Annotated in this window: 20 protein-coding genes, 1 pseudogene and 1 riboswitch; of the genes and pseudogenes, 14 read left to right on the top strand and 7 right to left on the bottom strand. The window is 43.0% G+C overall.

Features of this window, described 5'->3' with window-relative positions; genetic code table 11:
* Positions 1-4 precede the first annotated feature (4 nt).
* Entirely contained in the window at positions 5-1,459 is a 1,455-nt protein-coding gene (locus NYE56_RS09545) for a sugar porter family MFS transporter (RefSeq protein WP_419145276.1), read from the top strand.
* 77 nt (positions 1,460-1,536) lie between these two features.
* On the opposite strand, the gene NYE56_RS09540 is transcribed toward NYE56_RS09545, so the two are convergent.
* Both NYE56_RS09540 and NYE56_RS09535 read right to left on the bottom strand, forming a co-directional pair.
* Entirely contained in the window at positions 1,537-1,857 is a 321-nt protein-coding gene (locus NYE56_RS09540; RefSeq protein WP_341283780.1) for a hypothetical protein, read from the bottom strand.
* A gap of 67 nt (positions 1,858-1,924) precedes the next feature.
* Entirely contained in the window at positions 1,925-3,967 is a 2,043-nt protein-coding gene (locus tag NYE56_RS09535; protein ID WP_268555307.1) for a molybdopterin oxidoreductase family protein, read from the bottom strand.
* A 147-nt stretch (positions 3,968-4,114) separates the two neighbouring features.
* Positions 4,115-4,206, top strand: a riboswitch (SAM riboswitch).
* A gap of 96 nt (positions 4,207-4,302) precedes the next feature.
* On the opposite strand from NYE56_RS09535, the gene NYE56_RS09530 reads away from it, so the two are divergent.
* From NYE56_RS09530 to NYE56_RS09500, 7 genes are all read left to right on the top strand, one after another.
* The gene (locus NYE56_RS09530; protein WP_341283779.1) at positions 4,303-5,325 is read left to right on the top strand and encodes a 2-hydroxyacid dehydrogenase; all 1,023 of its coding nucleotides are present in this window, start codon (positions 4,303-4,305) and stop codon (positions 5,323-5,325) included.
* Between the two features lie 17 nt (positions 5,326-5,342).
* Positions 5,343-6,806 (top strand): FGGY-family carbohydrate kinase, encoded by a 1,464-nt coding sequence (locus NYE56_RS09525; RefSeq protein WP_341283778.1) that lies wholly within the window; start codon positions 5,343-5,345, stop codon positions 6,804-6,806.
* A 94-nt stretch (positions 6,807-6,900) separates the two neighbouring features.
* Entirely contained in the window at positions 6,901-8,145 is a 1,245-nt protein-coding gene (locus tag NYE56_RS09520) for an MFS transporter (RefSeq protein ID WP_268555304.1), read from the top strand.
* A 396-nt stretch (positions 8,146-8,541) separates the two neighbouring features.
* Positions 8,542-9,093, top strand: a complete 552-nt coding sequence (locus tag NYE56_RS09515) for a MarR family winged helix-turn-helix transcriptional regulator (protein ID WP_015251964.1) — start codon at positions 8,542-8,544, stop codon at positions 9,091-9,093.
* Positions 9,094-9,108: 15 nt separating this feature from the next.
* A complete protein-coding gene (locus tag NYE56_RS09510) occupies positions 9,109-10,047 on the top strand; it encodes an ABC transporter ATP-binding protein (RefSeq protein ID WP_014479987.1) in 939 nt (312 codons plus the stop codon).
* Positions 10,048-10,056: 9 nt separating this feature from the next.
* Entirely contained in the window at positions 10,057-10,803 is a 747-nt protein-coding gene (locus NYE56_RS09505) for an ABC transporter permease (protein WP_268555302.1), read from the top strand.
* The gene (locus NYE56_RS09500) at positions 10,797-11,789 is read left to right on the top strand and encodes an ABC transporter permease (protein ID WP_341283777.1); all 993 of its coding nucleotides are present in this window, start codon (positions 10,797-10,799) and stop codon (positions 11,787-11,789) included. The genes NYE56_RS09505 and NYE56_RS09500 overlap by 7 nt, the downstream gene beginning before the upstream one ends.
* Positions 11,790-11,930: 141 nt before the next feature.
* Here NYE56_RS09500 and NYE56_RS09495 read toward each other — a convergent pair.
* From NYE56_RS09495 to NYE56_RS09485, 3 genes and pseudogenes are all read right to left on the bottom strand, one after another.
* A pseudogene (locus NYE56_RS09495) lies at positions 11,931-12,465 on the bottom strand (GNAT family N-acetyltransferase).
* A gap of 43 nt (positions 12,466-12,508) precedes the next feature.
* Positions 12,509-13,279: a hypothetical protein gene (locus NYE56_RS09490; protein WP_268555301.1), complete on the bottom strand. Its 771-nt coding sequence runs from the start codon at positions 13,277-13,279 to the stop codon at positions 12,509-12,511.
* Positions 13,280-13,345: 66 nt separating this feature from the next.
* On the bottom strand, positions 13,346-13,654 hold the full coding sequence (locus tag NYE56_RS09485; protein WP_029318089.1) for a DUF948 domain-containing protein: 309 nt from the start codon (positions 13,652-13,654) through the stop codon (positions 13,346-13,348).
* A gap of 150 nt (positions 13,655-13,804) precedes the next feature.
* Between NYE56_RS09485 and NYE56_RS09480 the strand changes: the two genes are divergently transcribed.
* The 4 genes from NYE56_RS09480 (at position 13,805) to proB (ending at position 17,342) form a co-directional block, all read left to right on the top strand.
* Positions 13,805-14,521, top strand: a complete 717-nt coding sequence (locus NYE56_RS09480; protein WP_004399223.1) for a 3-ketoacyl-ACP reductase — start codon at positions 13,805-13,807, stop codon at positions 14,519-14,521.
* Between the two features lie 299 nt (positions 14,522-14,820).
* Positions 14,821-15,189, top strand: a complete 369-nt coding sequence (rtp, locus tag NYE56_RS09475; protein ID WP_003220337.1) for a replication termination protein — start codon at positions 14,821-14,823, stop codon at positions 15,187-15,189.
* Between the two features lie 147 nt (positions 15,190-15,336).
* A complete protein-coding gene (proC, locus tag NYE56_RS09470; protein ID WP_010886524.1) occupies positions 15,337-16,230 on the top strand; it encodes a pyrroline-5-carboxylate reductase in 894 nt (297 codons plus the stop codon).
* Complete coding sequence (gene proB / locus NYE56_RS09465; RefSeq protein ID WP_341283776.1) at positions 16,227-17,342, top strand: glutamate 5-kinase; 1,116 nt, start codon at positions 16,227-16,229, stop codon at positions 17,340-17,342. The genes proC and proB overlap by 4 nt, the downstream gene beginning before the upstream one ends.
* 49 nt (positions 17,343-17,391) lie before the next feature.
* On the opposite strand, the gene gltC is transcribed toward proB, so the two are convergent.
* Positions 17,392-18,294, bottom strand: a complete 903-nt coding sequence (gene gltC / locus NYE56_RS09460; RefSeq protein WP_004399246.1) for a glutamate biosynthesis transcriptional regulator GltC — start codon at positions 18,292-18,294, stop codon at positions 17,392-17,394.
* Between the two features lie 146 nt (positions 18,295-18,440).
* Between gltC and gltB the strand changes: the two genes are divergently transcribed.
* A complete protein-coding gene (gltB, locus tag NYE56_RS09455) occupies positions 18,441-23,003 on the top strand; it encodes a glutamate synthase large subunit (protein WP_341283775.1) in 4,563 nt (1,520 codons plus the stop codon).
* Positions 23,004-23,019: 16 nt separating this feature from the next.
* On the top strand, positions 23,020-24,501 hold the full coding sequence (gene gltD, locus NYE56_RS09450) for a glutamate synthase small subunit (RefSeq protein ID WP_014476983.1): 1,482 nt from the start codon (positions 23,020-23,022) through the stop codon (positions 24,499-24,501).
* A gap of 56 nt (positions 24,502-24,557) precedes the next feature.
* Here the strand turns inward: gltD and NYE56_RS09445 are convergent, their stop codons facing one another.
* On the bottom strand, positions 24,558-25,547 hold the full coding sequence (locus NYE56_RS09445; protein WP_341283774.1) for a zinc-binding dehydrogenase: 990 nt from the start codon (positions 25,545-25,547) through the stop codon (positions 24,558-24,560).
* Positions 25,548-25,602 lie beyond the last annotated feature (55 nt).

Raw genomic sequence — 25,602 nt, 5'->3', positions numbered from 1 at the left:
AAAAATGGACCAGCGTGAAAAAATGGATACTGTAGGCGGAAATACCTCGTGTAAACATAAAAAATTTTTCCGCAAGATTACCATCATTTCTACATTCGGAGGCCTTCTCTTTGGTTATGACACTGGAGTAATCAATGGAGCGTTGCCTTTTATGGCACAAAGAGATCAGCTTGATCTAACTCCCTTCACCGAAGGTCTCATCACAAGTTCCCTCCTTTTCGGAGCCGCATTTGGCTCCCTGGCTGGAGGACGGTTAGCAGATCGTATTGGCAGGCGGAAAACCATCTTAAATCTAGCTTTCTTGTTTTTTATTGCTACGATTGGTTGTTCGTTCGCACCAAACACATCTGTTATGATAATCTGCCGAAGTTTACTTGGTCTTGCAGTAGGGGCAGCATCTGTCACGGTACCGGCCTTTTTAGCTGAAATGTCGCCAGCGGAACAGCGGGGTAAAACAATTACTCAGAACGATCTGATGATTATTTTAGGTCAGCTTCTTGCATTTACATGTAATGCAGTCATTGGTACATCAATGGGTGAATATGCGCACGTTTGGCGATTTATGCTTATCTTGGCAACACTGCCGGCCATTTTTCTGTGGTTCGGGATGCTTATTGTACCAGAGAGCCCGCGCTGGCTGGCATCGAAAGGGAAGGTGGAGGAGGCGTTCAGAGTTCTTAAGCATGTAAGGGAAGAAATTTGTGCCAAAGCTGAGCTGACTGAAATCAAAGATTCAATCAATCGAGAGACTGAAATAAAGCAGGCGACACTGAAAGACTTGTCAGTCCCATGGATTCGCCGACTTGTAGGTCTTGGAATAGGAATCGCTGTAGTGCAGCAAATAACCGGTGTTAACTCCATTATGTTCTATGGCACGCAAATTTTGCAGAAAGCTGGTTTTGCCAGAGACGCAGCACTTGTCGCAAACATTGGAAATGGCGTTATTTCAGTGATAGCCTGTACATTCGGCATCTGGATTGTAGGTAAAGTAGGGAGGCGGCCTCTTCTCCTTACAGGACTTGCAGGCACAACAGCTTCTATTTTGCTTATAGCGATTTGTTCCATCACACTTCAAGGAACTCCCGTGCTGCCGTTTATCGTGATTGGCCTGACAATTACGTTCCTGGCTTTTCAGCAGTCAGCGGTATCCGTGGTTACGTGGCTCATGATTTCAGAAATATTCCCGCTCAGATTGCGAGGGCTCGGAATGGGGATTTCAGTGTTTTTCCTTTGGATGATGAATTTTCTTATCGGATTAACGTTTCCTGTGTTACTAGATCAATTGGGGATGTCGTCAACGTTCTTCGTCTTCGTTGTTCTGGGGGTTTCTGCGATTCTTTACGTGAAAAAGTATCTGCCGGAAACAAAAGGTCGTACTCTAGAAGAGCTTGAAAACGACTTTAGAAGCAATCAAGGTGTTCGAAAAGCATCATCGGGCAAAGGAGAAATAAATATGTAAATGCTCTCTTTTATTGTGATTAAAAAGGCGTTGCTTTTGAAGCAAGCCTTTACTTTCAAATGTTTTCCATTAAACAACTAGCAAATCCCGTTTTTCTTAATACTAACTTCATCCTGTTGCTTTTTGACTAATGCAAATATCCATTCTATTAAACTTTGTTTTTGCACATACTTTTTCCCGTTGATTTTAATGTAAGGAAGGTCTGTCATGTCTCCGGCTAACTGTTTTGCTTCAGTCGTTGTTATTCCTAAAAAAAGTCCGATGTAAAAGTAAATATCCCGTTCTTTTATAAGCAAGATATCATTTTGTTCACTACCTTTTGTATGGTTCATCTGCTTTAAGCCTTCACCGATAAAATATCCTGCCAAAGCAATACCAATTCCTAAAAAAACGTCCATGTGTATGCCTCCATTATGTCGATGTTATGTTATACGGGCTTGGCATACTAGGGGTTTCATTATTTTTTCAAACCTTTTCAATCTGTACACGGCCTGAAAAAAAGGTGGCACCGCCGCCCATATCGGACAATCGGTCTGGGGTTAGCGCGTTTACAAGCTGTTTTTTTCCTTGTTCATCCGCCCATAATCCTTGGCTGACAACGACACCTGGCAGCACTTGTTCTCCAACTGCAGCGGTCAGCTGGCATTCTCCCCGGCTGTTCCAAATTCGTACAGGTGCCCCATCAACGATTCCGTGTTCTTCAGCATCTTTTGTGTTGATAAAGAGCTTTGGCGTCTTTTCAAGCTTGATGTGTTTTTCATTATTGGAAAATGTTGAATTTAAGAAATTATGGTTTGGCCCCGGAACATACATAAACGGATGTTCATTATCGGTTACAAGAGGTGTATATGTCGGTAAAGCAGGGAAGCCGTCTTGTTTCATTTGTTCTGAATATAATTCTATTTTTCCGCTTGGCGTTGGAAGTTCGCCCGGAAACAGTCGCTTTTCGCGTTTCGCTTTCATAAATGAATGCTTAGCAAGTGCATCGTAATCAATCTCTGCCAAATGTGGATTATCTGGATGGTCAAGCGCCTGGCGGATTAATTCTTCATCTGAATCTTTAAGCTCCTGGTCTGTGAATCCCATGGCTTCAGCCAGTAATCGGAAAACCTCAGTATTAGGCTTGCTTTCCCCATATCTCTCAATCACCGGCTGCTGAAGCTGAATGTAATGGTGCCAGTAGGAGGTGTAAAAATCAGTATTTTCAAAAGCGGATGTTGCAGGCAGTACAATGTCCGCATATGCAGCCGTTTCCGTTAAAAACAAATCATGAACCACAGTAAACAAGTCTTCCCGCAGCAAGCCCTGTCTGACTTTGTTTGCTTCGGGCGCGACGACGGCAGGGTTCGTTCCGTAAATAAATAGAGAGCGAATCGGCGGGTCTGTTTCCAAAAGCACCCTGCCAAGCTGATTCATATTAAACGACCTCGGGGTGCGCCCTTTCAATAAGTCGGGCCGCTGCAAGGCATTTGTGTTATATTCTAAAATTCCGCTGTTATGCTTAATTGCGCCGCCCCCTGTGTGCAGCCATTGGCCGGTGATCGCCGGAAGACAGGCAATCGTCCTTACAATCATCCCGCCGTTATCGTGATGCTGGGGTCCGTTTCCGATTCTGATAAAAGAAGGGGAGGTTTCCCCGTACATTTTTGCCAGTCGGTAAATATCTTCGGTACTGACACCGGTGATCGTCGATACCTTTTCAGGATCATATTGTTTCACGTGTTCACGGAGCTCTTCATAGCCAACCGTGTACTCGGACAGAAATGCTTCATCATGAAGGTTTTCTTTAAATAAAATGTGCATGATGCCAAGAGCAAGTGCACTGTCGGTTCCCGGCTTTATGGGAATAAACCAATCTGCGAGACGTCCTGTTTGATTTTTATGCACATCGATCACGACAATTTTGGCACCTTGTTTTCGTGCTTTTTGGGCGATTGTAATTTGGTGCATGTTTGTGCTGACCGCGTTGATTCCCCAAAAAATAAATAGTTTTGTATGAACGGTTTCCTCAGGATCGATTCCCGCGCTTATGCCCATTGTATATTTATAGCCTTCAGATCCCGCTTTGCTGCAAATCGTCCGTTCAAGCTGGCTTGACCCCATGCGGTAAAAAAAGCGGCGGTCCATTCCTTCAGCTGTCAATTTCCCCATATTTCCGTAAAAGCTGTAAGGAAGTATGCTTTCAGCTCCCTCTGCATCAATCAGCTGTTTCCAGCGGGAGGTGATCGTATCGATTGCCTCTTCCCAAGAAATCGGTTCAAATATCGCTTGGCCTTTCGCACCTGTTCGTTTGAGCGGTGTAGTCAGCCGCTTTTCATCATATATGCGCTCCGTCATATTCCGGACTTTGTTGCATATGTTTCCGGCTGTGACAGGATGATCAGGGTCTCCTTGCATTTTTACGATTTTCCCGTCTTTTTTATGTATTAACAATCCGCACTGATCCGGGCAGTCCAGCGAGCAAACGGATTTGAAAATGCCGTTTTGTTGTGTGGCAAAAGATTTCATGGCCCAGTTCCTCTCTCTAGTTAGATATTTTGTAAGAATTATAACATTTCGGATGATAACGTCAATTCTGAAAAAAGAGATTGACATCAATCTGAGACTTCTTTATGATAAACGTATTCTTCATTCTGAAAATTACATACTCAACATTTTCTATCCAGAGAGGTGGAGGGACTGGCCCTATGAAACCTCGGCAACATTATTGTGCCAATTCCAGCAAGCGTCAGCTTGAAAGATAGGAAAGCAAGGTTTATACCGGCGTCTGCCTGTAACAGAGCGCGCCTATATATGAATCTCTTTCCATCTGCGGAAAGAGATTTTTTTTATGAAAAAATACGATGAAAAGGATGTTTTGCACCATGACGGTTTTGGTTACAGCACCGTACAACGAAGAAGGACGAAAAGAGCTAGAAAACTTGTTTGACTCAGTTGCTTATCAATCTTGGAAGGAACAAGGCCGGGCATATCGGGAGGATGAACTCATTCAGCTGCTAAAAGCAACAAATGCGACAGGCTTGATTACTGAGCTTGATCAGGTAACAGACAGCGTATTTGCTTCTGTTCCCGAACTTTCATTTGTCGGTGTTTGCAGGGGAATGCCCTCCAATGTGGATGTGGCAGCTGCCTCAAAAAGAGGCATACCTGTTTTTTATACACCAGGGCGGAATGCACAAGCCGTTGCTGAAATGTTTATTGGAAATGTGATTTCCTTTCTGCGCCATACCAGCGCCTCGAATCAATGGCTGAAGGATGGAAAGTGGAACAGTGATTACCTGCAGGCTTATGTCAAATTTAAAGGAAATGAATTAACAGGAAAAACGGTTGGCATGATTGGGTTCGGGGCGGTTGGTCAAAGGATTGCAAAACTGCTGACTGCGTTTGACTGTAAAATAAAGTATTACGATCCATTCATTCAAGACGATCATCCGCTGTATGAAAAAGTATCTCTTAAAACGGTGTTTTCAGACAGTGATATCGTTTCTGTCCATCTGCCTCGTACTGAGGAAACACTTGGACTTATTGATCGGAAGTATTTTGATCTGATGAAACAGAGTGCGATTTTCGTCAATACTTCAAGAGCAGTTGTTGTAAACCGTGAAGATCTTTTATTTGTATTAAAAGAACATAAAATCAGAGGTGCGATATTAGACGTTTTTTATCATGAACCTCCAGAGGAATCAGATTATGAATTGATTTCATTGCCTAATGTTCTGGCAACACCGCATCTCGCTGGAGCAACATTTGAAGTGGAGGATCATCACGTGACGATACTGAATAAAGCCCTCAAAAAGTGGAAGCGTGAAAAAACTCTTAATATTCCGACAGTGTATAACAAGGACGAACTGAAAACAGGGGTATAAGAAAGGAGGCTAACAGAATGAAAAAACAAAAAGGCTATCTCGTTTTTGATATTGGCACAGGCAATGCTAGGGTAGCGGTCGTGAGTGTAACCGGCAGTGTTTTAACAGTTGAACGGGAGGACATCGTGTATTCCACAGAGACGCTTTACCCGGACAGCCGTTATTTTTCTCCTCAGGTGCTGTGGAAGCAGGTGATGAATTTGGCAAAACGTGTGCTATCCCGTTCGTGTGATATTGACATCATTGGTTTGACATCGACGAGTCAAAGACAGGGGATTGTTCTGATCGATCAAAACGGCGATTCTTTTCTCGGGCTGCCGAACATCGATAACCGCGGTCGAGAGTGGGAGGCGAGCATTCCCGATCGGGAAGAGATATACAGCCGCACAGGCCGCCTGCCAACCGCACTTTTTTCCGCGCTCAAGCTTTATGGATTAAAACAGCGCCAGCCCTCTTTATGGGAAAAGACTGCAAGCTTTACTAGCATCAGTGATTGGGTGACGTACCAACTGAGCGGAATATTAACATATGAACCATCACAGGCAACAGAAACCCTGCTGTTTGATGTGAAGCAAAACACTTGGTCAGAAGAGATGTGCGACATATTCGGCTTTTCTCCATTTATCCTTCCGCCTCTTGTAAGAGCGGGAACAGCAATTGGAACGATAGCAAATGAATATGCATCCGAATTAGGCCTTTCAATAAATGCTAAGGTTATAGCAGGGGGCGGGGATACACAGCTAGCTGTCAAAAGCACCGGAGCTGGACTTGAGGACATTGTCATTGTATCAGGGACAACAACGCCAATAACCAAAATTACTGCGGATCATGGCGACACAAAACATAAAGCCTGGCTGAACTGTCATACGGATCAAGGGCATTGGCTTGTGGAAACGAATCCGGGAATTACCGGCTTGAATTATCAAAAATTAAAACAGATTTTTTATCCGAATGAAACGTACGAAGTAATGGAGGAGGAGATTTCTGCACTTGCAAAAGAAGACCATGCATGTGTAGCGGCTCTCGGCTCTTATTTATCGGCTGAAAAGAATGCGTTAACGAGAGGCGGTTTTCTTTTTGATGCCCCGCTGTCAGCACATTTAAAGAGGGCACATTTTGTACGTGCAGCGCTAGAAGAGATCGCATTTTCAATCAAATGGAACTTTGACATTTTAACAGAGGTTACTCCGTTTGAACGTGACTATGTTTGGGTGTGCGGAGGGGGATTCCAAAGCAAAGCGCTCACTCAATATATCGCGGATTTTCTTCAAAAAAAGGTCTATGTCCAAGAGGGATATCATCAGGCATCTGTTGTTGGAGCTGCAGTCATTTGCAATGAAACCTTTCAATTAACGGAGGAGATATCAGCAAATGTCCGGGTGATCGAACCGAAGGACTGTCAGACAGAATTGGATTTATATGAGAAATGGAAGCAAACACAGCGCTTTTTTTCTGGTTCAGAAAGCAAAGTGTTGATTTAAGGCGGCATTTCTGCTGTTTTTGAGGAATCATTTAATTTTCAACTTTAATAAGGTAATACGGTAATGGATATAAGCATCTAAGGAGGAGACAGATATGTTGGATAAAATAGGAATACCGAAGCGTCTTGCCTGGGGATTTTTAGGGGTTGTTTTGTTTATGATGGGAGATGGCCTTGAACAAGGCTGGCTCAGTCCTTTTTTGATCGAAAACGGGCTCACCGTTCAACAGTCCGCTTCCATTTTTAGTATATACGGAATTGCGCTTGCCATAGCTTCCTGGTTTTCGGGTGTATGTCTCGAAGCATTTGGCGCAAAACGAACGATGTTTATGGGGCTGTTGTTTTATGTGATCGGTACAGCTGCTTTTATCGTATTTGGATTTGAACAGCTGAACCTGCCAGTGATGTATGTGACTTACTTCGTAAAAGGGTTAGGTTACCCGCTTTTTGCTTATTCTTTCTTGACATGGGTCATTTACAGAACACCGCAAAGCAAACTGAGCACTGCTGTCGGCTGGTTTTGGATAGCATATTGCCTCGGCATGTTTGTGTTCGGCGCTTGGTACTCAAGCTACGCGATCAAAGCGTTCGGTTATTTGAATACGCTTTGGAGCTCTATTTTCTGGGTATGTCTCGGTGCATTCTTTGCATTGTTTATCAATAAAGACCGTTTTGAAAAGAAGAAAAGAAAAAGATCAGAAACAGCCGAGGAGCTTTTAAAAGGGGTTACGATTCTATTTACAAATCCGCGCGTGCTTACAGGCGGAATCATCAGAATCATCAACAGCATTGGTACATATGGTTTTCCAGTCTTTTTGCCGATGCACATGGCCCAGCATGGAATTTCAACCAATGTGTGGCTGCAAATTTGGGGAACGATTTTCCTGGGGAATATTGTGTTTAACCTTATCTTTGGTATTGTCGGCGATAAATTCGGCTGGAAAAATACTGTTATTTGGTTCGGCGGAGTCGGCTGCGGCATTTTCACCGTCTTATTATACTACGCACCTGTTTTCTCCGGCGGAAGTTTAGCGGTTGTCAGCGTGATCGGCTTTATTTGGGGCGGTTTGCTGGCAGGCTATGTGCCGATCGGTGCAATTGTGCCGACGGTGGCTGGAAATGATAAAGGGGCAGCCATGTCTGTATTGAATTTGGCTGCAGGTTTATCTGCGTTTGTCGGCCCTGCACTCGCTTGGCTGTTCATCGGTCTCGTCGGCGCGCAAGGCGTCGTCTGGATCTTTGCGGTCCTTTACCTTGCAAGTGCGGTCTTGACGAAATGCATTCATATACCGGAGGAAAAAGCAGTTAAGGAGGAAACATCTCCTCAATATGCATCTTAATTAGAAAGCGCCCATTTTCCGGGGCGCTTTTTATCATTTGTTCAGCAATGTAAGGATTTCCGATACGGAATGACGCAAAAATGATTGATCTGGACGGGATTTCACCATCACAGTCAGCCGATAAGAAACAGAATATAAGTCTAAAACCGTTTGTTCCACGTTAATTTCACGTCTTAACTCGCCCGAATGTTCTCTCAAAACAGATTCATAACGCTTTATTCTTCATTGAATTCTCGATGACGAGCCATCAACATTACCTCTTTCTGAATCGATCAGTATATTACTATTCTATGAATTATCGAGGGATTCTAAAGAAAAATAGACAACATATTGACAATACAGTGAGAAATGTTATGATGAATAGACAATAAGTTGTCTATTCAAGGAGGGAACATCGTGGATTATTCTAAGGAACTGAAAGATTTATTTTTAATGCAACAGTCTTACGCTACATTTTTTTCCACTTTAAACAAAATCCAATCACGCGGAGACGATTATTATGAAAGCTTAACGTCGAGGCAATTTATGACGATGGTTGCCATACTGCATTTACCGGAAGAGGAAACGACATTCAACAACATTGCAAAAAAATTAGGCACTTCAAAACAAAACATCAACAGACTTGTCAGCGGTATTGAAAAAAGAGGTTATGTCATCACTGTACCAAGTAAACGCGACAAGCGTGCAGTTAATGTGAAGATTACTGATTCAGGAAAGCGTGTCATGGAGGAATGCGGTGAAAAAGCGGTGTATTTTATGGCCGATCTATTTAAAGGCTTTTCGACGGAAGAGCTGGAAACATTATGGGTTTTATTGAAGAAACTGTACAGTTTTGACGGAGAAGAACAGGATGGTTTTGAAGAAGACGCTGCTGATTTTGACATTGAACAAAATCGAGACAATTTGAAAACAAATTTATTGCAGGAATTCGCAAAACGGAGAAAGTAAAAAGGAGAACCAACTATGAACAACGTAGCAACAGTAGAAAACTTGAAAATGCAGTATGAAAACAAAACGGCAGTAGATGGGATTTCGTTCGAAGTGAGAGAGGGGGAAGTGCTTGGCTTACTAGGTCCAAATGGTGCAGGGAAAAGCACAACCATTCATATTTTATCAGGAGTATTGTCGGCCAGTTCCGGAAATGTTTCGATATTGGGCCATAGTGTGAAAAAAGGGTCAAAGGAAATGAAGAAAGGCATCGGGATTGTGCCTCAAGATATCGCGATTTATGAGGAGATTTCCGCTGAGAAAAATGTTCGTTTTTTTGCCAGTCTTTATTCTCTTAAAGGAGAAGAACTGAAAGCCCGAGTCAAAGAGGCTTTGGAGCTCGTACAGCTATACGACCGGAAAGATGACAAACCAAAGACGTTTTCAGGCGGGATGAAAAGAAGATTAAACATTGCGTGCGCCATTGCCCATCAGCCGAAACTGATTATCATGGATGAGCCCACGGTAGGAATCGATCCGCAATCCCGGCATCACATTTTGGAATCGATAAAAGAGCTGAAAACAAAAGGCGCAAGCATCATTTACTCTACACACTATATGGAAGAAGTCGAGGCAATTTCAGATCGTATTATGATCATGAATGAAGGAAGAATTATTGCCAATGGAACAAAAGAAGAGCTGTACAGAGAAGTCAATAAAGAAATAACATACGCTTTTCAACTGGCGCATGTTCAGCGATTAAATAAAAACTCGATTAGAGAAATCATAGGAGTGACAGGAGTTGATTTCTCTGACCATCAACTGAATGTTACCGTTCAAAAGAACCAAGATCACCTGAGTGAAATCATATTAGAATTGAGTGCCCAAGGCTGCAGCATCCTAAACATGAACAAAAAAGAGGCATCGTTAGAAACGGTATTTTTAGAGCTGACGGGAAGAAATTTAAGAGATTAGGAGAGCAAAATGAGTTTGTTAAAATTAATAATATTTGATTTTATGAATATTTTAAGGAATCCGGTTCTTGTAATAGCCAATACGGCTTTTCCTTGCGTTCTCATTCTTGTCATGGGCTTTGTTACGAAAAGCAGCTTTGGGGCAGGCGGTGTCAGTTCTTATGATTATTACGGAGTGAATATGATGATTTTCACTGCAGCTCTGATTGCTATGACGACCTCTAATACGTTTATGGAGGAAAAGGTGAAGAAGGCGAACCTTCGTATTGTGTATGCGCCGGTTTCGACAACTAGTATTTATCTTTCTAAATTACTATCAACCTTTATATTCAGTGTCATTATGTACAGCATGAATGTGTTGATAGCCCAAACGATTTTTCATTTGAACTTTGGAGGACAATATCTTACGTATTTCATGCTTTTATTGTATGTATTTTTATTTTTCGGTTGCTGTTTAGGCACAATGTTCTGCAGTTTGTTCAAGAATGAAGAACAGGCGAACGGGATTATGCAAATTCCGATAGCTTTTTTTGTTTTCTTTGGTGGCGTATTTTTCGGAATTCATAGATTTGGAGATACCGTCAATCAGATATCGATTCTTTCTCCGATTAAATGGGTAACAGAATGTTCATTTCGTCTCATTTATGATCATGATTTCAGTATGCTGCAGCCTGTTATGTCAGGACTAATATTGGCTTCAATCATTTGTATTGCCGTTTCTCATGTTGTATTTAAGCCGGAGGGATATATATGCTGAGTTTATTCCAAAACAGGTGGGAGCGAATCCTGACCAAAAAAGCCATTATTATCATTGCATTAATCATTATCCCTCTGATGATTGGCGTTGCGATTATGTTTTCCGGGAAGCCGGTTTTCAAAGAAACAATCGCTTTTGTTACAGAACTGGACGAAGTTCATCATTTGCCGAGTGATTCTGCATTTAGAGTGGTAACGGTAGATCAGAAGCCGAAGTTTTCTGATCTGATGTTAGGGAAATATGCAGCCATTGTAGAAAAAAATCAACTTGATTACAAAGTAACCACGTTGAAAAGTAAAGCGGAACAAAAAATGATTCAGCAATTTTTTGAGACTGGAGAAATGCCAGGCAGCTACCGGGGAGAGGATGAATTAAGGACTGAACGGGGAACGGGAACGAATATATTAGGCTTTATCATGATGCTTGTATTGATGCAAGGTGTGGCATTAGCTGCGTTATATCCAGAAGACCGGATGCTCAAAACCTTCAAAAGGATTTTAGTGTCTCCCGTGCATGTGGGGAAATATTTGTTGGTTCAGTTTATCTTTACTTTTTTATGTTTATACATACCCACTTACTTGGCCATCCTAATTACAAATGTACTCTTTCATGCTGAAATTGGTTTCCGTTTAAATATTCTTGCTGGGTTACTGGGTGTTCTTACAGTGCTTGCAACAGCATTCGCTATCTTTATGGCTTCTGTGATGGATCGAAACATCAGTTTGATGACGAGTGGTATCAGTGTGATCACGTGTGTATTGTCAGGCTGTTTTATTTCTTTTGCTCCACATCATCCAATATTAAATGCCCTTTGTGCGATACTGCCGCAAAAAGCGTATATGACTTTCATTCACGGGGTAGAAATGGGGGATTCAATGTGGGAATACAAAACTCAGGTTATTTATATTTTGATGTGGTCGGCTGCGTTTTGTTTTCTTGGGGATTTTATCACAAGAAGAAGAACCAATAAAGGGATTTATGAGTAGGGGAAAAAAGTTATTAGCATTGTTTTAAGAGATGAAAATCTTGTAGGGATTGATTAAGAATCAAAACGTCATAGCTGATGCAGGTCATGAATCGGACATTTTAAAGGAAAAGGGATGTGCGCACAGACCAAGAGAATGCCGTCATTCTCTTGGTTTTACAATAGAATACACATTTGTATCATATGGAGTACCATTTTGATACATGTACTGTCTTAAAACACCTTCTTTTTGAAACCCCATTTTTAGAAGCAGACGATTTGATGCTTCATTAGCGGTAAATACAACTGCGCCAATACGCGACAGTCCAAGGGCAGAAAATCCGTAAGATACGACCTTTGAAATGACTTCTGATGCAAATCCGTTTCGCCAATGCTCCGGGATGATTTCATAACCGATTTCCGCGCGCCTATGCTTTTGGGCCAGAGCGTGAAAGCCTATTGTTCCGATCAGTTCTTTAGTGTCCAGTCTTTCAATTCCCCACCGTATACCGCGTTTTTCTTGATAGAGGGCAGCAAACGTTTGAATCATTGAAATGGCCTGTTCTTTAGATTCCATGTTTTCAAGCCCATAATAGCGTGTCACCTCATCGTTTGAGAAACAAGCAAAAATGGCTTCCGCGTCCTGATCTGTGATTTGCCTAAGTATAAGCCGATCCGTTTCTAATTATAGGAAACATTCAACCACTCCCCACGTTTGTGTTTTTGTTTATCATATCCCTTTTATTTCCTCTTTTCTATAGCGAAATCAACCAATGAAGCAAAGGAACGAATTTGTGTTTCTAGTTGCTCTTTGTTTTTGCTGAATTGTTTCAAACGATGGCCGTTCGCGCCTGATGGATGGGGAAAGCCGTTAAGGCAAATCAAATTCTGGAGGCTGTGCTGTCTGATCAATGTTTCACACACTGTTTCGGCCGCTTTTCCTAACGGAATGAGAAGAGCTGGTCCCGTCACATGATTAAGCTCCGCAGGGAAGTGCCCAAAAGCATAGGTGCTTAGGATAGGAGAATGAGTGATAGCCGGTTTGTATCCGGTATAGTTTTTTTGCTGGATAAAGACAGGATATTTAATAACGGAAGTTGTATGGAGCATATGCCGTAATTCTCCAAAAAGCTTTGCGGCGCTTTGAATGCCGAAAGCTTGCGGCAGCCCGCATAAATCCAGCATGGTGATAAGGTTATGTCTCATCGACCCGGAGAAACCCGCTGCTATTTTTGTATCTACCGCCATTTGCTCAAGAGTGCGGCCTTGCCGCAGACTTTCGACTGCTGTTTCGTACGCTGTTTTCATCTGGGAAAAACCCGGCGTGATCCCGGCAATCACAATCGTAGCAGTCCGATTGATATATTCATTATGAGGTGAATAGTAGATGTCAAGTTCATTTTCTTGATGGAGATGAAATGGAGAAATAAGTAAATCCGACTTTGTAAGTGAAGAGGGAAGAGAATGTAGTTTTTCTGCGAACTCCTTTAAGCAACTGTGGTTTACAATCATGCGAAAGCCTCCTCAAAAAATGATATCCCATTGTCCATTCTGATCGAAACAACGGGATATCATTCATCATGACCTGCTATTTAAATGGCCAGCCTGCCACACCTCTTTAACAGCTTTAGGAACTTTTTTCACTTCAGCTGCGGTCTGCTGAAACGTGTATTTTTTTATTTGGACATCCTGCTGAATCTTCTTTTGTTTTTGCGTCAGCAGCTCTGTTTCTGTTTTTAATCCTTCGATTTGTTTTTGCATAGCCTGCGTAACAGAGGAAAGCTCCTTTAGTGCAGGGTCCATTTTTTTCTTGTTTTGAATCACGGTAACTCCTAAGAAGATAATAGAAACTGCTAATACTGCAAGACTGATATAAACTATAATCATATGTTCACTCCTTTTCTTATGTCATTACCCTGTATCCGCTTTTTTAATCAGAAGAAATGATATTTACACAGTTCGTTTGATTTGCGTATTGGATGTATTGTACTTATAATGTGATATCGTACATATGTAAACAAAGAAAGGGTGCTTCAATTGCAAAGTTTACAACATAAAACTGCACTAATCACAGGCGGAGGCAGAGGAATTGGCCGCGCTACTGCTCTGGCGCTTGCCAAAGAAGGCGTGAATATCGGGTTAATTGGCCGGACTTCCGCTAATGTAGAAAAAGTGGCTGAAGAAGTCAAAGCGCTTGGTGTAAAAGCAGCATTTGCTGCTGCAGATGTAAAAGATGCCGATCAGGTTAACCAAGCTGTAGCTCAAGTGAAGGAACAGCTCGGTGATATCGATATCCTCATTAATAACGCCGGCATCAGCAAATTTGGCGGTTTCTTAGATCTGTCAGCCGATGAGTGGGAAAATATTATTCAAGTCAACCTAATGGGTGTGTACCATGTCACGCGCGCGGTGCTTCCGGAAATGATCGAACGCAAAGCCGGAGACATCATTAATATTTCATCTACAGCGGGCCAAAGAGGAGCTGCTGTAACAAGTGCTTACAGCGCTTCTAAATTTGCCGTTCTCGGGTTAACAGAGTCTCTTATGCAAGAAGTGAGAAAACATAATATCAGAGTCAGCGCGTTAACGCCGAGCACTGTCGCTAGTGATATGTCTATCGAATTGAACTTAACAGACGGTAATCCTGAAAAAGTTATGCAGCCTGAGGATCTTGCTGAGTACATGGTGGCACAATTGAAATTAGATCCACGCATTTTCATCAAAACAGCGGGATTATGGTCAACAAATCCTTAAAAATGAAAACCTGTCTTTCGACAGGTTTTTTTATTTGAATGAAATCCGTACCGGTAAAATGAGATATGTAAACCCTGGCAATCGTTTAAATTGAAGATAGCAGTAAATGCAGGCTATAATAGAACTAAGAAAACTATGTACCAAATGTTCAGTTAAAATTTATTTTTTCCGCTACACCTATAATCAGTAAACATGAAATGACTGGACTATCAGTCTTTAATATAAAGAAGGAAAACAATAAAAGAAAATTGAATATTTAGTACATAGTGTTGTCAGTGACAGAAGAAGGAGTGCATATGATGAAAGAAGAAAAAAGGAGTTCAACAGGCTTTTTAGTGAAACAGCGCGCATTTTTGAAGCTTTATATGATAACGATGACAGAGCAAGAGAGACTCTATGGGTTAAAGCTGCTTGAAGTACTTCGGTCTGAATTTAAAGAGATTGGTTTTAAACCAAATCATACAGAAGTATACCGGTCTTTGCATGAGCTTCTTGATGACGGGATACTAAAACAAATTAAAGTAAAAAAAGAAGGGGCTAAGCTCCAGGAAGTCGTCCTCTATCAATTTAAAGATTACGAAGCTGCCAAGCTATATAAAAAACAGCTGAAGGTAGAGCTGGATCGCTGTAAAAAACTGATTGAAAAAGCTCTCTCAGATAATTTTTAATAGAAACAAACACCCGGCGCAGCAGTGTGAACCGGGTGTTTTCTGCTTTTCATTATACATATTTGTCGAAAAGAAACAATACAAATCATTAATGGCCTTCAAACTTGACATCATTTCCTCACGTGGTAACATTTTAAACGTGTGAAAATGCGAACAAAAAAGCGAACAAAGGAGATGTTACCGATCTTTGATCAAAAGAAAGTAGCCTTTATAGGAGCAGGATCTATGGCGGAAGGAATGATATCAGGTATCGTTCGAGCCAACAAAATCCCGAAACAAAACATCTGCGTTACAAACCGCAGCAATACAGAGCGATTAACTGAACTTGAACTTCAATATGGCATTAAAGGCGCCTTGCCGAACCAACTATGTATTGAAGACATGGATGTGCTCATTTTGGCAATGAAGCCAAAAGACGCCGAAAACGCTCTGTCATCACTAAAATCACGTATTCAACCCCATCAATTAATATTGTCGGTCCTTGCCGGCATAACTACCTCTTTTATTGAACAATCATTGCTTAATGAACAGCCGGTTGTCAGAGTGATGCCCAACACTTCCAGTATGATTGGCGCTTCTGCAACAGCTATTGCCCTTGGCAAATATGTGTCGGAAGACCTGAAGAAGCTGGCCGAAGCATTGCTCGGATGCATGGGCGAAGTCTATACAATCCAAGAAAATCAAATGGATATATTCACCGGAATTGCAGGCAGCGGCCCCGCGTATTTTTATTATTTAATGGAATTCATTGAAAAGACAGGCGAGGAAGCGGGCCTCGATAAACAGTTATCTCGAAGCATCGGTGCCCAGACACTTTTAGGTGCCGCAAAAATGCTCATGGAAACAGGAGAACATCCTGAGATCTTAAGAGATAATATCACGTCACCGAACGGAACGACAGCAGCGGGGCTGCAAGCCTTGAAAAAGAGCGGCGGCGGAGAAGCGATTTCTCAAGCAATAAAGCATGCGGCTAAGCGTTCAAAGGAAATCAGCGAAGATATCGAAAAAACTGCAGCGCCGCTATCAGGAGTGATAAAGTGACGCCTGATACAAGCATGAAAAGAGTCGTTGTGAAGATTGGAAGCAGTTCATTAACAAGCCTTCATGGAGAAATCAGCATTCGAAAATTAGAAGCGTTGGTAGACCAGGTCGTCAAACTCAAAGACGCCGGTTATGAAGTGATTTTGGTTTCCTCAGGCGCAGTGGCGGCGGGATATCGGAAGCTCGGATTTATCCAAAGGCCCGAGAAGCTTCCAGAAAAACAAGCATCAGCTTCAATTGGCCAGGGATTGCTGATGGAGGCTTATTCAAAGCTGTTTTTGGCACACGGCTATGTCGCATCCCAAATTTTAATTACAAGAAGCGATTTTTCTGATGAATATCGATATAACAATGTCAGGAATACAATGAATGTACTGCTCGAGCGCGGCATCATCCCGATCATAAACGAAAATGATACAGTTACCGTCAATCGGCTCAAGTTTGGCGACAATGATACGCTCGCTGCAAAAGTCGCAGGATTGATTGATGCAGATATGCTTGTAATTTTATCAGATATAGACGGATTATATCACGGCAATCCGCGCACAAATCCAGAAGCGAAAAGGATACAGCGGGTGAGTGAAATAACACCTGACATCGAAGCATGCGCAGGTGACACGGGAAGCATCGTTGGCACCGGCGGCATGCGCTCTAAGCTTGATGCGTTTAAAATCGTAATGGCGTCTGGCATTAAAGGTTTCCTAGGTCAGGCAGATGCCGGCGATATTTTATACCACGCCGTTCATGAACAGGCGGAAGGCACCTATTTTGAAGCAGTAGGAACGCTTCCGTTGAATCAAAAGGAGCAATGGATCGCTTTTAATTCCGGTCCGGAAGGTGAAATGATTTTATCAGATGATTGTTCACGAAAAATAACAAACGGCCAATCGAGTTTATACCTAGACGGTGTACAGAAGATTAAAGGGAAATTCAAAAGCGGTTCAGTTGTTCGGCTGATGGATTCAAAAGGGACGGAAATCGGCCTTGGAATCGTCAATTACTCTTCTGTACAGCTTCAAGAACCGGAAAAGAAAAAGGAACTGACAAACAGAGCTCTAATTGATCAAGAAGCATTTGTTTGCCATGTGGATTTTTCTTTACCTGTAAATTAATTTGCAGAAAAAAACCCGAAGCTTCTATATAGAAGCTCGGGTTCATTTTTTATTGATACTGCTCCAGCTTAGAGAAAAATTGAATGACAAACTCATAAAAATCATTCGCGGAAGGCGCAAGCTCTCTATTTTTCGGTTTAATGATTCCGACAGTCCGTTTTACTTGAGGGAACTCAATTGGAATTTTCACAGTAAAACGAGGTGTTGTTTCAGCAAAAGTACTTTCAGGCAGAAGAGTAACGCCCATTCCTGCTGACACTAACCCTTTGATAGCATCCAAATCCTCACCCTCCGTGGAAACGAGAGGAGCAAAGCCTGCTTGTTTGCAAGTATCAATTGCCATCTCTCTAAGTACAAATCCTTCCGGGAACAATACAAATTGGTCGTTGCGCAAATCGATTAAATGAACTGTTTTTTGTTTAGCAAGCGGATGATTTAATGGAACAAGCGCGTAAATTTTTTCAGTAAATAATATTTTTCCCGTTATGTCAGAGAAATTCGTCGGCACCGGTCCTAATAAGGCCAGATCAATATCACGGTTTCTGACAGCTTCAATCAGAAACTTATAGGAGCCTTGGCGCAGCAAAAATTCGACGTGCGGATATTCTTCTTTAAACGCTGAAATGACAGTCGGCAAAAGCTGGCTGGCGAGGCTTGTAGGAAAGCCGATCTTTACCGTTCCGCGATGCGGGTCAAGATACTCATCAATTTGCTCTTTCGCATAATCAATGGCTTTCATCGCCGTTTTCACATGAATCAAAAATTCTTTTCCGATTGGCGTGAGTTTGATATTTCTCCCTTCACGCTCAAATAAGGTCACATTTAATTCTTCTTCAAGATTGGCAATTTGTCTGCTGATTGCTGATTGGGCCACATGCAAATGATCAGCGGCTTCTGAAACGTGTTCTCTTTCAGCCACCTCCATAAAATAACGCAGTTGGCGCAGCTCCATGTTTGTCTCACATCCATCTATCTCATTTTGAGATTCTTTTGATCTAAATTATATATTGTTTATATCGTTTTGAAAACCTACAATGATTATAGAGTTGTTAGATTTTATGACCGGTATTATCGGAAATTGATCGGGGGAGAGGAATTATGACGTACAATCAAATGCCAAAAGCTCAAGGTCTCTACCGTCCTGAATTTGAACATGATGCATGCGGAATCGGCCTATATGCACACTTAAAGGGCAAGCAGACTCACGACATTGTCAAACAAGGACTTAAGATGCTTTGCCAGCTAGACCATAGAGGAGGGCAAGGCAGTGATCCGGATACAGGAGACGGAGCCGGCTTACTGGTTCAAATCCCTGATGCTTTCTTTAGAAAAGAGTGCAAAGACATCAATCTGCCAGAAAAAGAACGTTACGGGGTAGGAATGGTCTTTTTCTCACAGAAAGAAGATGAAAGAAAAAAAATTGAAAAGCAAATCAATGCACTGATTGAACAAGAAGGCCAAGTCGTTCTTGGATGGAGAACTGTACCTGTAAATGTCGGAAAAATCGGAACAGTAGCGCAAAAAAGCTGTCCGTTTGTCCGTCAGGTATTTATCGGCGCAAGTTCTGATCTAAAGGACAATTTATCTTTTGAACGAAAATTGTATGTCATTCGTAAACAGGCTGAAAATTGGGGAGTAACGGAAGGTCTTGATTTTTATTTTGCCAGTCTTTCAAGCCAGACCATTGTTTACAAAGGCCTTTTAACACCTGAACAGGTTGATGCATTTTATTCTGATCTGCAAGACGAAGCATTCGTTTCTGCTTTTGCGCTCGTTCATTCACGCTTCAGTACCAACACATTCCCTACATGGGAAAGAGCGCATCCTAACCGCTATTTGGTTCACAACGGTGAAATTAACACCCTTCGCGGAAATATCAACTGGATGAGAGCACGTGAGCAGCAATTTGTTTCTGAAAGCTTCGGTGAGGACTTAAACAAGATTTTGCCGATTCTCAATGCTGACGGCAGTGACTCTTCCATTTTGGATAACGCATTTGAGTTTTTTGTGATGGCTGGACGCAAACCGGCACATACGGCAATGATGCTCATTCCAGAGCCTTGGACGGAAAATACGCATATGTCCAAGGAAAAAAGGGCGTTCTACGAGTACCATAGCTCCCTGATGGAGCCTTGGGACGGACCGACAGCCATTTCATTTACTGACGGTAAACAAATCGGGGCGATCCTTGACCGGAATGGTCTCCGTCCGGCCCGTTATTATGTCACAAAAGATGATTATATTATTTTCTCATCTGAAGTAGGCGTTATTGAAGTTGAACAGGAGGACGTTTTATATAAAAACCGCCTTGAGCCTGGGAAAATGCTTTTAATCGACCTGGAAGAAGGCCGTATTATCTCCGATGAAGAAGTCAAAACACAAATCGCAACTGAGTATCCGTACCAAAAATGGCTTGAAGAAGAGCTTGTACAAGTGAATCCTGATCCGGAGTCAAGAGAAGAAGAACAATTTAGTGATCTTCTTACTCGCCAGAAGGCATTCGGATACACATATGAGGATATCCAAAAATATCTAATTCCTGTTATTAAAGAAGGCAAAGATCCCCTTGGTTCAATGGGGAATGACGCTCCGCTTGCTGTACTTTCTGACCGAGCGCAATCACTGTTTAACTACTTTAAGCAACTGTTTGCACAAGTAACGAACCCGCCAATCGACGCGATTCGTGAGCAGCTTGTCACTTCAACGATGACTTGGCTCGGTGCGGAAGGCGATCTTCTTCATCCAAGTGAACGAAATGTTCGCCGGATTAAACTGTATACACCTGTTTTATCCAATGAACAGTTTTACGCATTGAAAACGATTGTTCATCCTGATTTAAAAAGCCAAAAAATTGATGTGCTGTTTTCAGAGGATCTTGAACGCGGATTAAAGGACATGTTCACACAGGCAGAGAAAGCCATCAACCAAGGTGTGAGCCTGTTAATTTTATCAGACAAAAAGATGAACGAACGACTGACACCAATTCCGCCGCTTCTGGCAGTAAGCGCGCTGCACCAGCATTTAATCCGCAAAGGGCTGCGTACGAAAGTCAGCATTATTGTGGAATCGGGAGAAGCACGTGAAGTGCATCACTTTGCAGCGTTAATCGGTTATGGCGCAGATGCGATTAACCCTTATCTCGCTTATGCGACCTACAAGCAGGAAATTGATGAAGGCCGTTTGGATATCAGCTATGAAGAAGCGGTCAGCAAATATGGAAAAAGCATTACTGAGGGCGTCGTAAAAGTGATGTCCAAGATGGGAATTTCAACTGTGCAAAGCTACAGAGGCGCCCAAATCTTTGAAGCGGTAGGAATCAGCCGCGATGTGATCGACCGCTATTTCACAGGTACTGCATCACAGCTAGGCGGCATCGATTTACAAACAATTGCAGAAGAGGCACAGCGCCGCCACCGGGAAGCGTATCAGGATGATTACAGCAAAACGCTTGAACCGGGAAGTGACTTCCAATGGAGAAATGGCGGAGAGCATCACGCGTTTAATCCGAAAACGATTCATACTTTGCAATGGGCGTGCCGCAGAAATGATTACAATCTGTTTAAACAGTATACAAAAGCAGCTGATGAAGAACGCATCGGATTTTTGCGGAACTTGTTCGCATTTGACGGAAACCGCAAGCCTTTGAAGTTGGAGGAGGTTGAATCCGCTGAATCGATTGTCAAACGTTTTAAAACGGGTGCGATGTCATTCGGGTCCTTGAGTAAGGAAGCGCATGAAGCTTTAGCAATCGCAATGAACCGCCTTGGAGGAAAAAGCAACAGCGGTGAAGGCGGAGAAGATCCCAAACGCTTTGTTCCAGATGAGAACGGCGATGATAGAAGAAGTGCGATCAAACAAATTGCATCCGGACGGTTTGGTGTCAAAAGCCATTACCTCGTCAATGCTGATGAGCTGCAGATTAAAATGGCTCAAGGTGCTAAGCCGGGTGAAGGCGGGCAGCTTCCTGGCAACAAGGTATATCCATGGGTTGCCGATGTCCGCGGTTCAACGCCAGGTGTCGGATTAATCTCACCTCCGCCACACCATGACATTTATTCGATTGAGGATTTAGCCCAGCTGATCCACGATTTGAAAAATGCCAACCGTGACGCAAGAATCAGCGTAAAGCTGGTGTCAAAAGCAGGTGTAGGAACAATTGCTGCAGGTGTTGCCAAAGCGACTGCAGATGTCATTGTGATCAGCGGCTATGACGGAGGTACAGGCGCTTCTCCGAAAACCAGTATTAAACATACAGGGCTTCCGTGGGAGCTTGGCCTTGCAGAAGCACATCAAACATTAATGCTGAACGGACTTCGTGACCGTGTTGTATTAGAAACAGACGGAAAGCTCATGACGGGCCGCGACGTTGTGATGGCTGCCTTGCTCGGCGCCGAAGAATTTGGTTTCGCAACGGCTCCGTTAGTTGTACTCGGCTGTGTCATGATGCGTGCCTGCCATTTGGATACATGCCCTGTCGGTGTAGCGACACAAAATCCAGAGCTTCGCAAAAAGTTCATGGGAGATCCTGACCATATTGTGAACTATATGCTGTTCATTGCCGAAGAGGTTCGTGAGTACATGGCTGCGTTAGGCTTCAGGACATTTGATGAAATGATCGGCCGCACTGATGTACTTCATGTAAGTGAACGGGCAAAGGAGCACTGGAAAGCAAGCCAGCTTGATTTGTCTACCCTTCTTTATCAGCCTGAAGGGGTGCGGACGTTCCAATCGCCGCAAAATCATAAAATTGATCAATCACTTGATATTACAGCGATTCTCCCGGCCGTACAAGAAGCCATCGAGTCTGGAAAAGAAGCGGAAGTTTCTATCGAAATCAACAATACAAACCGTGTAGCCGGAACGATAACCGGCAGTGAAATCTCAAAGCGTTACGGAGAAGAAGGGCTTCCTGAAGATACAATCAAGCTGCACTTTACCGGATCAGCCGGCCAAAGCTTTGGAGCTTTCGTTCCTAAAGGGATGACGCTTTATTTAGACGGAGACTCAAATGATTACGTCGGAAAAGGGCTTTCTGGCGGAAAAATCATCGTCAAGTCACCAGAAGGATTCAACTCTGCTTCGGATGACAATGTCATTATCGGCAACGTGGCTTTTTACGGTGCGACAAGCGGAGAAGCATATATTAACGGGCGTGCTGGTGAACGCTTTGCCGTTCGAAACAGCGGTGTGAACGTAGTTGTAGAAGGCATCGGCGACCACGGCTGTGAATACATGACTGGCGGCAGCGTTGTCGTTCTCGGTGATGTAGGCAAAAACTTTGCGGCAGGTATGTCCGGCGGAATCGCTTATGTACTGACCGAAGATGTCAAAGCGTTTAAACGCAAATGCAACCTTGAGATGATTTTATTTGAATCATTAGAGGATGAGAAAGAAATCCAGCAAATCAAAGCAATGCTTGAAAGACATACTGCGTATACAAACAGCCAAAAAGCAGAAGATCTGCTAGATCAATGGGAAGACAGTGTGAAAAAATTCGTCAAAGTCATTCCGAAAAACTATAAACAAATGCTCGCAAGCATCGAAGAGCAAAAAGCTGCAGGTTTATCAGATGAAGAAGCCATCATGTTCGCTTTTGAGGCCAACACGAAGCCAAAGCAGAATACAGCAGCATCGGGACAAAAACAAGCGGTAGTACAGTAAGGAAGGGGAGAGGAACATGGGGAAACCAACTGGATTTATGGAGATCAAACGAGAAAAACCTGCGGAGCGGGACCCTCTCACTCGCTTAAAGGATTGGAAAGAATATTCTGCTCCTTTTTCAGAAGAAGCATCGAAACGGCAAGGGGCGCGGTGTATGGATTGCGGTACACCGTTTTGCCAGATCGGTGCGGACATTAACGGATTTACATCCGGCTGTCCGATTTACAACTTAATTCCTGAATGGAATGATCTTGTCTACCGGGGCAGATGGAAGGAAGCATTGGAACGTCTGTTGAAAACAAACAACTTTCCAGAATTCACAGGGCGGGTATGTCCCGCTCCTTGTGAAGGATCATGCACTTTAGCGATTTCAGACCCGGCCGTTTCAATTAAAAATATCGAGCGAACCATTATCGACAAAGGATTTGAGAACGGCTGGATTCAACCTAGAATTCCTAAAAAACGAACAGGCAAAAAAGTGGCCATCGTCGGGTCAGGCCCAGCCGGACTGGCGAGTGCTGACCAGCTGAATCAAGCGGGACATTCCGTCACTGTTTTTGAACGAGCAGACAGAGCGGGCGGCCTTTTAACATACGGCATTCCAAACATGAAGCTTGAGAAGGGCATTGTAGAACGCCGAATTAAATTGCTGACGCAAGAAGGAATTGATTTTGTCACGAACACAGAAATCGGTGTTGACATTACAGCTGATGAGCTAAAGGAGCAATTTGATGCTGTGATCCTATGCACAGGCGCTCAAAAACAGCGGGACCTCTTAATTGAAGGACGCGACTCAAAAGGAGTCCATTACGCGATGGACTACCTGACACTTGCAACAAAAAGCTATTTAGATTCTAATTTTAAAGACAAGCAATTCATTGATGCCAAAGGGAAAGATGTCATCGTAATCGGAGGCGGAGATACAGGAGCTGACTGTGTGGCTACTGCTCTGCGTCAAAAAGCCAAAAGCGTGCACCAATTCGGCAAACACCCGAAACTTCCGCCAGCCCGCACGAATGACAATATGTGGCCTGAACAGCCACACGTCTTTACGCTTGAATATGCATACGAGGAAGCAGAAGCAAAATTCGGAAGAGATCCGAGAGAATACTCCATTCAAACGACAAAAATGGTTGCGGATAAAAACGGAAAGCTGAAAGAGCTTCATACCATCCAAATGGAAAAAGTGAAAAATGAGCATGGAAAATACGAGTTCCGCGAGCTGCCTGGAACGGAAAAAGTATGGCCTGCTCAGCTTGTCTTTATCGCTATCGGCTTTGAAGGCACAGAACAGCCGCTGTTGAAACAGTTTGGTGTTGATTCTGTAAATAACAAAATCAGTGCAGCATATGGGGATTATCAAACAAATATCGATGGTGTATTCGCCGCAGGGGATGCAAGAAGAGGCCAAAGCTTAATCGTATGGGCAATTAATGAAGGCCGTGAAGTGGCGCGTGAAGTGGATCGATATTTGATGGGGAGTTCAGTTCTTCCGTAAATAAAGGGGATTATCATATAAGAGAAACCGGTCTGGCTGCCAGCCGGTTTCTTTTTTTATTCCATTACGATCCCGATGTTTCCAAACTGTCTGCCTTCCTGCATTCTTTTATATGCTTCACATGCTTTTTCTAAAGGATATATCCGGTCAATTACAGGCCGAAGCTTATGTTTGTCAATGAAAGCGAGCATAGCTTGAAATTCCTCACCGCTTCCCATCGAGGTTCCCAAAACATTGACCTGAGGAAAGAATAGAGAACGCACCGGAAAACTGAGATTATCCCCTGAGCTTGCCCCAAAGCTGACAATGCGGCCATTTGATTTTACATGGCGGAAGTATTCCGAAAAGAGGGCAGGTCCTATGCTGTCAAGAACAACATCCGCCTTTTTTCCCTGCAACTGCTCATCCCAATTGCTGTAGCTGTCAAATGCGTAATCAGCACCTAATTTCAGCGCCTTTTTTCTTTTCTCCTCACTGCGGGAGGTCACGCTTACTGTTGCCCCAATCGCCTTAGCCATCAATAAAGCGTAGGTTGCCACACCGCTGCCGATGCCGGGTATCAATAGATGCTCGCCTTTTTTTAATTGCCCCTTTGTAAACAGAGCCCGATATGCAGTTAAAGCGGATAAAGGTAAAACGCCCGCTTCTTCCCAAGATAAATAAGCAGGTTTTTTGATTGCATTTTGTGAAGGAATGATCACATATTCAGCAAGTGTTCCGTCCGAAGGACCTCCCAGAATCTCAGGTACAGGTGGAACATTTTCTGTCAAATCCCAGTTCAATGTCGGGAAAATGACTACTTCTGTCTGAACAGCAACATTTTTCACGCCTTCACCAATCTCTTCGATGATACCCGCGCCGTCAGAACCCAGTATCATGTGAGGATCTTGTTCAGATTTGTTTTTCATAAGAAACAAGTCACGATGATTCAGGCCTGCAGATTTTAATTTAACCTTTACCTCTCCGTATCCAGGCTTTGTTGATGGAACGTCCTGAACTGATAACCCCAGAAGACCGGCTTTTCCGTTGTGAATTACAGCTTTCATGCTGTCTGCCTCCTCATTGAATTGTATTTTCATATCTTTACATATTTTACATAGC

Source organism: Bacillus sp. FSL R5-0603 (assembly GCF_038050295.1).
GTDB classification, from domain to species: domain Bacteria; phylum Bacillota; class Bacilli; order Bacillales; family Bacillaceae; genus Bacillus; species Bacillus subtilis.
The sequence above is the reverse complement of the archived record's forward strand: the minus strand, read 5'-3'. Positions and strand labels throughout refer to the sequence as shown.